The organism is Variovorax boronicumulans NBRC 103145, assembly GCF_001591345.1.
Lineage (GTDB): Bacteria > Pseudomonadota > Gammaproteobacteria > Burkholderiales > Burkholderiaceae_C > Variovorax > Variovorax boronicumulans.
Window position 1 is genome coordinate 38,124 of sequence record NZ_BCUS01000039.1, and the last position, 13,595, is coordinate 51,718.

Annotated in this window: 6 protein-coding genes; 2 read left to right on the forward strand and 4 right to left on the reverse strand. The window is 68.0% G+C overall.

Features of this window, described 5'->3' with window-relative positions:
• Positions 1-127: 127 nt before the first annotated feature.
• The 4 genes from VBO01S_RS13660 to VBO01S_RS13675 all read right to left on the reverse strand — a co-directional run bounded on the left by VBO01S_RS13660 (position 128) and on the right by VBO01S_RS13675 (position 4,843).
• Positions 128-970, reverse strand: a complete 843-nt coding sequence (locus VBO01S_RS13660; protein WP_062474955.1) for a siderophore-interacting protein — start codon at positions 968-970, stop codon at positions 128-130.
• A gap of 11 nt (positions 971-981) precedes the next feature.
• On the reverse strand, positions 982-1,569 hold the full coding sequence (locus VBO01S_RS13665; protein WP_062474958.1) for a PadR family transcriptional regulator: 588 nt from the start codon (positions 1,567-1,569) through the stop codon (positions 982-984).
• 118 nt (positions 1,570-1,687) lie between these two features.
• The gene (locus VBO01S_RS13670; RefSeq protein WP_062474961.1) at positions 1,688-4,009 is read right to left on the reverse strand and encodes a sensor histidine kinase; all 2,322 of its coding nucleotides are present in this window, start codon (positions 4,007-4,009) and stop codon (positions 1,688-1,690) included.
• Between the two features lie 6 nt (positions 4,010-4,015).
• Positions 4,016-4,843, reverse strand: a complete 828-nt coding sequence (locus VBO01S_RS13675; RefSeq protein ID WP_062474964.1) for a response regulator transcription factor — start codon at positions 4,841-4,843, stop codon at positions 4,016-4,018.
• A 621-nt stretch (positions 4,844-5,464) separates the two neighbouring features.
• Between VBO01S_RS13675 and VBO01S_RS13680 the strand changes: the two genes are divergently transcribed.
• Positions 5,465-12,844, forward strand: a complete 7,380-nt coding sequence (locus VBO01S_RS13680; protein ID WP_062474967.1) for a tandem-95 repeat protein — start codon at positions 5,465-5,467, stop codon at positions 12,842-12,844.
• Positions 12,845-12,905: 61 nt separating this feature from the next.
• The coding region (locus tag VBO01S_RS13685) for a TolC family protein (protein WP_169805052.1) at positions 12,906-13,595 on the forward strand (690 nt) is incomplete at its 3' end.

The window sequence follows — 13,595 nt, forward strand, 5'->3', positions numbered from 1 at the left end:
TTTCTCCCTCCCCTTCGGGGGAGGGTGGGGGTGGGGGCTCGCGGCCTCTCAACCCTCAGCGGCTTGACGAAGGCCGCTTGCCCCCATCCCAGCCTTCCCCCGGGAGGGGAAGGCGCAATACCAACACTTACTCGTCGTGCGTGTCGTGCGTCGCCACTGCACCGCGACGCCAGTAACCCGACGCCCGAACCCACTTCGGGTTCGCGCCGCGCTCGCCCACGAGGTGCGCGCGCAGCGCCTTCGCGATCGCCGATTCGCAACCGACCCAGGCGTGGAAGTCGCCGGCTGGCAGCGCCATCGCTTTCAGCGTGTCGACCAGCACAGGGCTCAGTCCCGGCGCGGCGCCCTGGCGGTGCACCCAGCGCAGCGTGAGCTCGGCCTGCGTCTCGAAGGGAATCTCGTCGGCCTTGCTGTCGACTTCCGCCAGCACCACCACGCGCGCACCGGCCGGCAGTTCGGCCAGGCGGCGCGAGATGGCGGGCAGGGCGGTGTCGTCGCCGATCAGCAGGTGCCAGTCGAATTCGGTCGGCACGATGAACGAGCCGCGCGGGCCGCCCACGCCGACGATGTCGCCGGGTTTGGCCTGCTCGGCCCACTGCGTGGCGGGGCCGGCGTCGTGCAGCGCGAAGTCGATCTCCAGCGTGTTGGCCTGTGCATCGTGGCGGCGCGGCGTGTAGTCGCGCATGGCGGGGCGTCCGCCCTCGGGCCACGCGGGGCCGTCGGGGCCGGCGGTCGGCAGCGTGAGCTGGCCGGTGACGACATCGGGAAAGAACAGCTTCGCGTGGTCGTCGAAGCCGGGGCTGGTGAAGCCTTCGAGCGCGTCGCCGGTCAGCGTGATGCGGATCAGGTGCGGCGTCACGCGCTGCACGGTCTTCACCGTGAGTTGGCGAAAACGCAGTTCGTGGCGCACGCGGCGCGGCGTGCGGTCGGGCGTGTTGGAGGAGGGCGTAGCGGTTGTGAAGTCGGTCATGTCAGGTTGGTTCAGATGCGTTCGAGCTGTTGTGCGGCGCTGTCGAGCACCGCGGCGAATTCGTGGGCTTGTTGTTCGGTGAGGGGGGCGCCGCCAAGGCGCAGGCGCATCGCGAGCTTGAGGTTCTCGATGGCGCGGGTGACTTGCGGGGGCCGTCCGGCGCGCGGGCCGGCGCCGTCCACGCCGCCCGCCATGCGGGCCATCATGGCGTCGGCCGTCTCGCGGTTGGCGGCCAGGAACTCCTGGCCGCTCGGCGTGATGCTGTAGCGCTTGCGACCGCCGACGTCGGCGGTTTCCACGCTCAGGTAACCCAGCTCTTCCAGCAGCGTGAGCGTGGGGTAGACCACGCCGGGGCTCGGCGCGTAGGTGCCGCCCAGGCGGTCCTCGATGGCCTTGATGAGCTCGTAGCCGTGCGAAGGCTTGTCGGCAATGAGCTGCAGCAGCACGAAGCGCAGCCCGCCGTGGCCGAACACCCGGCCCGCGCCGCCGCCGCGTCCGCCGCGCATCCCGCGGCCACCGCCGGCCAGGCCGTCTTCGTGCTCGCCGCGCGGGGCGTGGCGGTGGTGATGGTGGTGCGGAGCGTGGTGAAGGTGGCGCATGGGGATGGCTTTCTTGAGTGGGTCGAGACTATTCTAGATATATCGAAATAGAAAGCGAAAGCCCACCCATCGGGCGACCCTGCCGGTCGCATGGGTTCTGGCTGTGGGCCCCTGTGGGCTACAGCGGGCGCAAAGGCGCCGCGCGCGCAATCAACCGGATCTGCTCGAAATCCAGCCGATCCAGCGCCTGGCGAAGCGTCAGCACCATCGGCTGGCTGTGCGCCTCCGTGGCCAGCCGGTTCACCCACTCGTGCAGGTCGCTCCAGCGGCCGTCGCGGGCGAGCACTTCGAGCTCGTCCTTCTGCGCCGGCGACAGCGGCGTCAGCACCGGCAGCAGCCGGCCGCGCGCCCGGGGCCTGGCACGCGGGAGGGGCGCGGCGATGGGTTCCGACGGCGGCGGTGCAGGCGCATCCGACGAAGGCGCCGGCTCGGTCGACAGCGAGAACACCACCCGCGTCCCCGCGCCCATGCCGCTGTGAATGGCGAGCCGCCCGCCCATCCGCTGCACGATGCGCTGCGCAATCACCAGCCCGAGCCCGCCGCCCGCCATGCTGGGCGCGTTGTCGGCCAGCAGGCGCGTCATGCGCTCGAGCGTGTCGGCGTCGATGCCCGTGCCGCTGTCGGTCACCTCGAAGTGCAGCTGCCACGCGCCGTCGCTCGGCTGCGCCTGCAAGCGCAGTCCGATGGTGCCGTTGCGCGTGAACCTGGCCGCGTTCGACAGCAGGTTCAGCACCACCTGCTGCAGCCGCTTGCCGTCCAGGCGGACCAGGGCCGGCAGCTCGCCGTCGATCGTGAGTTCGAAGCTGTTGTGCTGGCGCTGCGCGAGCGCGTGCGCGTACTGCGCGACGTTGTCGACCAGCGTGCGCAGCTGCACCGGCTGCGCCTCGACGGCCAGCGGCGCCAGCTCGCCCTTGGCGTAGTCGACCAGGTCATCGATCAGCTCCAGCTGATAGGCCGCGCTGCGCTCGATGGTGGCGAGCCGCGCGGGCGCGGGCGTGTCGCTGCCGTCCTGCATCAGCTTCAGGTTGCCCAGGATGGTGGCCACCGGCGCACGCAGGTCGTGGCTGATGTAGGCCAGCAGTTCCTTCTGTTCGCGCGTGCGCTGCTCGGCCTGGCCCAGCGCCTCGCTCAGGGCGCGTGTCTTGCGCACCACTTCTTCTTCGAGCCGCTGCTGTTCCTGGGCCTGCCACTGCAGCAGCGTCTGCTGCGCCGCGTTGCGCTGGCGCGTCTCCTGGAACGACCACGCCGTGATCGCGAACGCGCCCACCAGCATGCCCGGGAAGGCCAGCGCATAGTGGTCGAAGTCGGACATCGAGCGCTCCGCGAACATCAGCGCCGACATGCGCATCAGCGCGCCCACGCAGATCACGAGCATCACCAGCAGCGACAGCCGCCCACCCGGCCCGGCGCGCCGCTGGTAGATGAAGGTGCAGACCGTCAGCGCGAGCACGATCAGCGGCGCGTTCACGATGCCGATGGCGGCGAAGGTCGCGTAGGGGCCGAGCAGGGTGCCCAGCAGCACGACGATTTCGACGCCGGCCAGCGCGAACAGCAGCGGGCGCCCGGGCACGCGCACCGGGCTCTGGCGGCCGCGCTCGTGAAAGTACAGCAGCAGGCACAGCGCCGTGGCCGCCACCATCACGCTGTGCCCGCGGTAGCTCCAGACGGTGCTGTCGGGCCACAGCGCGATGCGCGCGTAGCCCCGGTAGGTGGCCTCGTACAGCGCCAGCAGCGCAAAGCTCCCCGCCTGGAAGGCCAGCATCGGCGCGCGCGAAATCCACCACAGCGCCGCCGAATACACCGCGAAGGCCAGCAGCCCGCCGATCAGCAGGCCGCTGAGCAGCGCATGGTTGCGTTCGATGTGATGCCACGCCTCGTCGGTGTGCAGCTCCAGCACGAGCTTGATCTGGCCCGTGCTCATGACGCGCACCAGCACCTGTACCGACTCGCCCGGCTGCAGGTCGATCTGCAGCTGCGGAATGCGGTCGTAGCGATGCGTGGCGTCCATCGGGTCGGACACGCCGACCTGCGCGTGCGTCCATGCGGGCTGCCCGTCGCGCGTGCGCAGCAGATGAAAGTCGACATGCCGCAGCCACGTCACATTGAGCCCGAACCGCGCTGTGCGCACCTCCTGCGCATCGTTGACCAGCGACAGGCGCAGCCACACCGCCGAGGTCGAGAACCCGCGCATCAGCTGGTCGGGCGTGGCGGGCACGAACCCGTTCGCACCGCCGCTGGGCAAGGCGAGCACCTCGCGCGCCGACAGGCGGGCCGTGGGGTCTTCCAGCACCTCGACGGTCTGTTCGACGGAGACATTGCCCCGGTTCAGCGTGCTGAACCTGACGGCCTCCGCCGCGCTGGCCGCGACGCCCCACAACCACAAGGCCAGGCCGAGCAGCAAGCCGCTTGCCCACCAGGGGCGTGTGCGCACCGGATGCATCGCGCGTCAGGTGCCGGAACGTTCGACACCGGCCTGGCGACAGGCCGAGGGCGTGCAGTCGAAGTACTCGCGAAACGCCGTCGCGAAATTCGCGGCGCTCGAGAACCCCACCGCCGCGGCGATCTCTTCGATGCGCATGGCCGATTCGAGCAGCAGGCGCTGCGCCTCGTGCAGCCGCGCTTCGCGCACGAACTCGAACACCGTGCGATTCGTCAGCTCCTTGAACACGCGCGACAGGCGCTTTTCGTGCGTGCCCACACGCGCCGCCAGATCGCGCAGCGGCAGCACGCGGCTCAGGTCGGCCAGGATGAGTCGCTCCGCTGCCTGCATGAGCGCGCGATCCATGCCCGAGCCCGGCGCGCCGCCGTCGTTTGCGGCGGGGCTGTCGGGCGGGGGCGCCGACTGCGGGGCAGGGGCGGTGCGCGCCCTGCGGGATTCCGCCAGCGCCAGGTGAATCTCGACGCGGGCCATCACCTCGGCCGGGTCGAAGGGCTTCACGATGTAGTCGACCGCGCCGGCGCGCAGGCCCGTCAGGCGCTCTTCCAGGCTGGCCGACGAGGTCACGAAGATCACCGGAATGTCCGCCGTGGCCGGGTCGGCCTTCAGCAGGCGGCAGGCGGCAAACCCGTCGGTGCCGCCCAGGCGCACGTCCAGCAGCACCAGGTCCATCTGCAGCGTCGTCGCGCGCCGGTAGCCCTCCATCGCGTCGAAGGCGAGCGTGATGCGGTAGCCGGTGCCCCGCAGCGTTTCCAGCAAGAGCTTGAGTTCGTCAACGTTGTCGTCGACAACCAGCAGATGAGCTCTCCGGGGCTCCGGAGGTGACCAATAGGACATGGAAAGAGGGGGCGCCGGCACTGCGTTGGAACGCCCTGTGACCGAAACAATGTAACCAAGAAATTAATTTGGTAATCATTGTCACAAGAAATGCAAATTCATCCAATGACCGGTCTTCATTCCTGATCGATCCGCCCGCCATTGCCGCTCGAGGCCTTAAAAAAGGTGCCGCGGCGAGGGGGGCTGTCAGAGGGAAAACGGGGTGCTGGACAGGGCTCGTTCGGTATTGCAGGAAATAGCCGGGCCGATTCCGTCCATCAAAAGAATTGGACGCTCCGGCAAAAGCCTGTAAGCCAAAAGACCGCCAGCGCCCGCTTTCCCAGCTTGCGAATTGCTGATTTTCTTTCGCCAATCGTGTGAAGTATTCGACATTCACACACGTTTGTGAACAGTTGTACGCCACGGCAAACGCCACGGCCTCTCCGGCAAAAGCCCGGACACCCCCCCGAACCAAGAATCCCGCCCCATGCAAGCGCAAGCCTGCGTGACCCGCACACCGGGTCGCGCCGGCGAGTCCTCGAGAGCCACCCGCGGCCTTCGAGATTTCCCAACGTGCGACCCGGGCTGTTCGCTGAAAGCGAGGGCTCGCCCGAGGTCCGGAGTCAAGGAGAAAGACCAATCATGGAAGCTGTTTACAAGTCTGGTGGCGCGTCATCCCGCAAAGCGACGGCGGAAGCCCCTCTGGTTCTGGATCGCCCGTCGATCGTCACGCTGAAGATCGCGCCCGAGAGCGTGCTCAAGTTCGAGCGCCGCGGCGACGACCTCGTGCTCGTGCTGCGCGACGGCCAGGAAGTCGCCGTGCGCGGCTTCTTCGCCGAGTACCCCGACGCCGGCCGCAACGACCTCGTGCTCGAAGACGGCGCCGGCGTGCAGTGGTGGGGCCAGTACACCGCGCCCTGGAAAGACTTCCACTTCACCGAGATCGAATGGAACGACGCCGGCGGCGCCTTGCTGTCCGACGGCGTGCCGGGCTGGTTGCTGGGCGCGCTCGGCGTGCTGGGCGTCGGTGCCGCCGCGAGCGGTGGTGGCGGCGGCGGCGGTGGCCCGGCCTTCATCCCGCCGTTGCTTCCCGCGCAGAACCGCGGCCCCGAAGGCAAGGCCGACCCTGTCGTCACCGATCAGGACAAGCCCGTGACCGGGCAAGTGCAGGCGACCGACCCGGACCGTGACACGCTGACTTACACCGTCGCCAAGGGCCCCGAGCACGGCACCGTCACCGTCGATCCGACCACGGGCCAGTTCGTCTACACGCCCAAGCCCGGCTATGAAGGGCCCGACAGCTTCGAGGTGACCGTCAGCGACGGCAAGGGCGGCACCACCACCGTCACGGTGCCCGTGACCGTCTCGCCCGTGAACGACGCGCCCACCGCGCCCGACTACACCGAGACCACGACCGAAGACACGCCCGTGAGCGGCCGCGTGACCGGCAGCGACATCGACAGCGGCGACACGCTGACCTACACGAAGGGCAGCGACCCGGCGCACGGCACGGTCACGGTCAACCCGGACGGCACGTACACCTACACGCCGAACCCGAACTTCAACGGCACCGATACGTTCACTGTCACAGTGAGCGATGGCCATGGCGGTACGACGACCAGCACGGTGACGGTGACGGTCGATCCGGTGAACGATGCGCCGACGGCGCCCAACTACACCGAGACCACGAACGAAGACACGCCGGTCAGCGGCAAGGTGGTTGGCAGTGACGTGGACGGCGACACGCTCACGTACGTGAAGGGCAGCGACCCTGCACATGGCACCGTCACGGTCAACGCGGACGGCACCTACACCTACACCCCGGGTGCCAACTTCCACGGTACGGACAGCTTCACCGTGACGGTGAGCGACGGCCACGGCGGCACGACCACCAGCACGGTGAACGTGACCATCAACCCGGTCAACGACGCGCCGACGGCGCCCAACTACAACCAGACCACGAACGAAGACACGCCGGTCAGCGGCCAGGTCGTTGGCAGCGACGTCGATGGCGACGCGCTGACCTATACCAAGGGCAGCGATCCAGCGCACGGCACCGTCACGGTCAATCCCGACGGCACCTACACCTACGTCCCTGGAGCCAATTTCAACGGTACCGACAGCTTCACGGTGACGGTGAGCGACGGCAACGGTGGCACGACGACCAGCACCATCACGGTCACCGTCGACCCGGTGAACGACGCCCCCACGGTGCCTAACTACGCTCAGACCACGGACGAAGACACACCCGTCAGCGGTCAAGTGGTTGGCAGCGACGTCGATGGCGACACGCTGACCTACGTGAAGGGCAGCGACCCCGCGAACGGCACGGTCACGGTCAACGCGGACGGCACCTATACCTACACCCCGAACGCCAACTTCAACGGCACCGACAGCTTCACCGTCACGGTCAGCGACGGCCACGGCGGCACGACGACCAGCACCGTTACCGTGACGATCGACCCGGTCAACGACGCCCCCACGGCACCCAACTACACCCAGACCACGAACGAAGACACACCGGTCAACGGCAAGGTGACGGGCACTGACGTGGACGGCGATGCGCTGACCTACACGAAGGGCAGCAACCCCTCGAATGGCTCGGTGGTCGTCAACCCCGACGGCACCTACACGTACACGCCGAACCCGAACTTCAACGGCACCGATACGTTCACCGTCACGGTCAGTGACGGCCATGGCGGTACGACGACCAGCACCATCACGGTCACCGTCGACCCGGTCAACGACGCCCCCACGGCGCCCAACTACAACCAGACCACGAACGAGGACACGCCTGTCAACGGCAAGGTCATCGGCAGCGACGTCGACGGTGACGCGTTGACCTACACCAAGGGCAGCAATCCTTCGAACGGCTCTGTCACGGTCAATCCGGATGGCACGTACACGTACACGCCGAACCCGGACTTCCATGGGGCGGACAGCTTCACGGTAACGGTGAGCGATGGTCACGGCGGTACGACGACGAGCACGGTGACCGTGACGGTCGATCCGGTGAACGATGCGCCGACGGCGCCGAACTACACCGAGACAACGAGCGAAGACACGCCGGTCAGCGGGAAGGTGATCGGCAGCGATATCGATGGTGATGCGCTGACGTACACGAAGGGCAGCGATCCGGCGCACGGCACGGTCACGGTCAATGCCGACGGCACATACACGTACACCCCCAGTACCAACTTCAACGGCACCGACAGCTTCACCGTCATCGTCGACGACGGCCACGGCGGCACGACCACCAGCACTGTGAACGTGACTGTCACCGCGGTGAACGATGCGCCGACGGCGCCGAACTACACCGAGACAACGAGCGAAGACACGCCGGTCAGCGGGAAGGTGATCGGCAGCGACGTCGATGGCGATGCACTGACCTACGTGAAGGGCAGCGATCCATCGCACGGCACGGTGACGGTCAACGCCGATGGCACCTACACCTACACCCCCGGCGCGAATTTCAACGGCACCGACAGCTTCACGGTCACCGTCAACGACGGCCACGGCGGCACCACCACCAGCACGGTGAACGTGACCATCAACCCGGTCAACGACGCTCCGACGGCGCCCAACTACAACCAGACCACGGCCGAAGACACACCCGTCAGCGGCCAGGTCGTTGGCAGCGACGTCGATGGCGACACGCTGACCTACGTGAAGGGCAGCGATCCAGCGCACGGCACGGTCACGGTCAACGCCGATGGCACGTACACCTACGTCCCTGGTGCCAACTTCCACGGCACCGACAGCTTCACCGTCACGGTGAGCGACGGCCATGGCGGCACCACCACCAGCACGGTGAACGTGACCATCAATCCGGTCAACGACGCACCGACGGCGCCCAACTACAACAAGACCACGAACGAAGACACGCCGGTCAACGGCCAGGTCGTCGGCAGCGACGTCGACGGCGATGCACTGACGTACGTGAAGGGTAGCGACCCCGCGAACGGCACGGTGACGGTCAACGCGGACGGCACCTATACCTACACCCCGAATGCCAACTTCAACGGCACCGACACGTTCACCGTCACGGTGAGCGATGGCCATGGCGGCACGACGACCAGCACCATCACGGTCACGATCGATCCGGTCAACGATGCACCGACAGTCCCCAACTACACCGAGACCACGAACGAAGACACGCCCGTCAACGGCCAGGTCGTCGGCAGCGACGTCGACGGCGACACGCTGACCTACACCAAGGGCAGCGATCCGGCGCATGGCGCGGTCACGGTCAATGCCGACGGCACGTACACCTACGTCCCTGACGCCAACTTCAACGGCACCGACACGTTCACCGTCACCGTGAGCGACGGCCATGGCGGCACGACGACCAGCACCATCACGGTCACCGTCGACCCGGTGAACGACGCCCCCACGGTGCCCAACTACACCGAGACCACGAACGAAGACACGCCGGTCAGCGGTCAGGTCGTCGGCAGCGACGTCGACGGCGATACGTTGACCTACACGAAGGGCAGTGATCCCGCGCACGGCACGGTGACGGTCAACGCGGATGGCACCTACACCTACGTTCCCGGCGCGAACTTCAACGGCACCGACAGCTTCACGGTGACGGTGAGCGATGGCCACGGTGGTACGACCACCAGCACGGTGAACGTGACCGTCAACCCGGTCAACGATGCACCGACGGTGCCCAACTACACCGAGACCACGAACGAAGACACGCCCGTCAACGGCCAGGTCGTCGGCAGTGACGTGGATGGCGACACGCTGACCTACACCAAAGGCAGCGATCCGGCGCATGGCACGGTCACGGTCAACGCGGACGGCTCCTACACCTACACCCCGAAGCCCAACTTCAACGGCACCGACAGCTTCACCGTCACCGTGAGCGACGGCCACGGCGGCACGACCACCAGCACGGTGACCGTGACCATCGACCCCGTCAACGACGCCCCCGTGTTCGTCGACGGCGGCGGCACGCCGGTCGACACGGCCACTGGCTACGTCTTCGGCTACGACGAGAACCGCCCCGCAGGCACCGTGCTCGGCACGGTCCACGCCACCGACATCGACAGCGCGAATGTCACCTACAGCATCCTCTCGGGCAACGACCAGGGCTACTTCGCCATCGACCCGGTCACGGGCGCGATCAGCCTCACGCCGGCAGGCGCAGCAGCCTTCGTCAACGACTACGAAGCAGGCGCCAACGCGCACGCGCTGGTGATCGGTGCGACCGATGGCACGGCCACGACCACCATTCCCGTCACGCTCAACGAGCAGAACATCAACGACGCACCGACGGTGCCCGACTACGCCAAGACCACGGACGAAGACACGCCCGTCAGCGGCAGCGTGGTCGGCAGCGACGTCGACGGCGACACGCTGACGTACGCCAAGGGCAGCGACCCATCGCACGGCACGGTCACCGTCAACGCCGACGGCACCTACACGTACACGCCCAGCGCCGACTTCAACGGCACCGACAGCTTCACCGTCACGGTGAGCGACGGCCACGGCGGCACGACGACCAGCACCGTCACCGTGACCATCAACCCCGTCAACGACGCCCCGGTGTTCGTCGACGGCGGCGGCACGCCGGTGGACAGCGCCACCGGCTACGTCTTCGGCTACGACGAGAACCGCACTGCGGGCACCGTGCTCGGCACGGTCCGCGCCACCGACATCGACAGCGCAACCGTCACCTACAGCATTCTCTCGGGCAACGACAACGGCTACTTCGCCATCGATCCGGCCACCGGCGCGATCAGCCTCACGGCGGCAGGCGCAGCGGCCTTCGTCAACGACTACGAAGCAGGCGCCAACGCGCACGCGCTGGTGGTCGGTGCGAGCGACGGCACCGTCACGACAAACATCCCCGTCACGCTCAACGAGCAGAACGTCAACGAGGCGCCAGAGGCTCCCGACGACACCAAGACCACGGACGAAGACACGCCGGTCAGCGGCCAGATCGTCGGCAGCGACGTCGACGGCGACACGCTCACCTACGTGAAGGGCAGCAACCCGTCGAACGGCACGGTGACGGTGAACCCCAACGGCACCTACACCTACGTTCCCAATGCCAACTTCAACGGCACCGACAGCTTTACCGTCACGGTGAGTGACGGCCACGGCGGCACGACCACCAGCACGGTGACCGTGACCGTCAACCCGGTGAACGACCCGCCGACGGCCACGGCGACCGACGCCGGCATCGTCTCCGAAGGCAGCCTGCCCGGCGGCATTGCTGCGGTGGGCGAGCCGTCGGTGCAATCGACCGGCAAGATCTCCATCGCGGACCCCGACAGCCTGGCGGGCGACCTGTCGGTGTCGCTCAGCGGCCCGACCGGCGTCACCTCCGGCGGCCAGCCGGTGTCGTGGACCTGGGACGCGGGCACGCACACGCTCACGGGCAGCGTCACCGTCGACGGCGTCACCACCCAGGTGATGACCGTGGCCGTGGGCAACGTCACCGCCGCGGGCGCGGGCCTGTTCGAGGCGGGCTACACCGTCACGCTGAAGGCGCCGATCGACCACCCGGCGGGCAGCGGCGAGGGCGTGTCGAACCTGCAATTCCAGGCGCATGTGACAGACGGCCAGATCGCTGCTGCGCCGGTGAGCTTCGACGTGCCCGTCAAGGACGATGCGCCGGTGCTCGTGAACGGCGAGCAGTCCGTCGACGTGGCGCCGATCAACACGAACCTGATGGTGATCCTGGACCTTTCCGGGAGCATGAACGAGGAAACGCCGACGCGGCTCTCCCGTGCGAAGGCGGCCGTCCAGAACCTGATCGACGGCTACGACCTGTACGGCGAAGTCCGGGTGCAGCTTGTCACCTTCAGCACGACCGGGCAGGCGCAGCAGGCCTGGATGACGGCGGCCGAGGCCAAGGCGTTGGTGCAGACCCTGCTGCACGGGGGCAGCACCAACTACGACGCGGCCCTGGCTACGGCGATGAGCGGTTTCTCGGCCGGAGGCAAGCTGCAGGGGGCCCAGAACGTGTCTTACTTCCTCACGGACGGCGAGCCGACGCGGGGCGATGGCGACACAGGGCAGTTGTCGAACAGCAGCAGCAGCGGTTCGGCCGACTACGGTATCCAGGCGGCGGAAGAAGCGATCTGGAAGACCTTCCTCACCAACAACAAGATCAACTCGTTCGCACTGGGTCTCGGGTCCGACCTCTTGCCCGCGGCGCAGGGCATCATCGACCCCATCGCCTACAACGGCAACACCGGCACGAACACCAACGGCAAGATCGTCACCGACACGAGCCAGCTGAACGACATGCTGCAAGGCACGATCAGCGTGCCGCCCACCGTCAGCAACCTGCTGACCGGCGGCCTCGGCGGTTCGTCGGGCTTCGGTGCCGACGGCGGCCATGTGTCCACGCTGACCATCGACGGCACCATCTACGCCTTCGACAGCAGCACGGGCCTGATGACGAAGACCGGCCCCGCCACCAGCAGCGACTACAGCTACAACCAGGCGACGCACCAGGTCACCATTGCCACCGACAAGGGCGGCAAGCTGGTGGTGGACTTCGACACGGGCGAGTTCAGCTACCAGGTGGCACCGCGCACCACCACCTCGCACAACTACGACGAGACGCTCAGCTACCAGGTGGTCGACCGCGACGGCGATGCGAGCAACGTGGCCACGCAGACGCTGCACGTCAACTACACGCCTGCAGCGGGGGCGGCAGCGCTCTTCAGCTCGGCCGACTCGCTGGGCCTGGCCGGCGTCGACGAAGTCACGGTGTCGATCGAGCAGCAACAGCAACCGCACGATGCGCCGCATTTCCCCTTCGGCGACGGTCCGGCATGGGGCGGGCTGCAGCTGTCCGACATGCTGCAGGGCTTCGGCGCTGCCGAGTCGCTGCATGCACTGCTGCAGGCGGCGTTCCCGCCGGCCTTCGGGGGCGCGCAGGCGTCTCCCACGGTGCTGTCGCTGGCGTCGTCGGCCGATTCGCTCGCGGCCTACGCACCGCCCGTGGCCCCTTCGCTCGACGACGAGCTTCACATGGGCCTCGCGCTTCACCACTGACCGACCGGTGTGCCGGCGCCGCTTGCGGCGTCGGCACCTGGTGGTCTGCACGTCTTCACGCATGCTTGCTTCCCGTCATCTTTCGTCTGCTGTCGCGGGCCTTTTCTTCCTGTTCGCCGGATCGGCGGCGCTTGCGCAAGCGAGCACCGCCGCCCCGCTGGGCATGGCCGAGGCCGTGCGCCTGGCCGCCACCTCGCACCCGACCGTGCGCAACGCCGTCGGCCAGGCACTGCAGGCGGGCGAGGGCATTGCGGCCGCGCGCTCGGGCTACTACCCGCAGGTCAGCGCCGGTGTCAGCGCGCGCACGGGCAACCGCCAGCTCCAAGCCGACGGTCGCCGCCAGGTGCACCAGGCCTCGCTGTCGGTGACCCAGCTGCTGTACGACTTCGGCAAGGTGTCGAGTGCCGTGAGCGAGGCCGAAGCCTCGGCCACGGCCGCGCGCGCCAAGCTGCTCGTGGCGGTCGACGACGTGGTGCGCGACACCGCGCAGGCATGGATCGAAGTGCATCGCCAGCAGGCGCTCGGCGAAATCGCGCAGGCCCAGGTGAAGGGCGTGCAGTCGCTGGCGGGCCTCGTGGGCGAGCGCCAGGCCAAGGGCGCCACCAGCCAGTCCGACGTGGCACAGGCGCAGTCGCGCCTGGAGGCCGCGCGCGCCCAGCAACTCAACACCGCGTCGCAGGCCGAGCGCTGGCGCCTGAACCTCATGCACCTGACCCAGGGCCGCGCGCCGGCCGACATCGCCGGCGAAGCG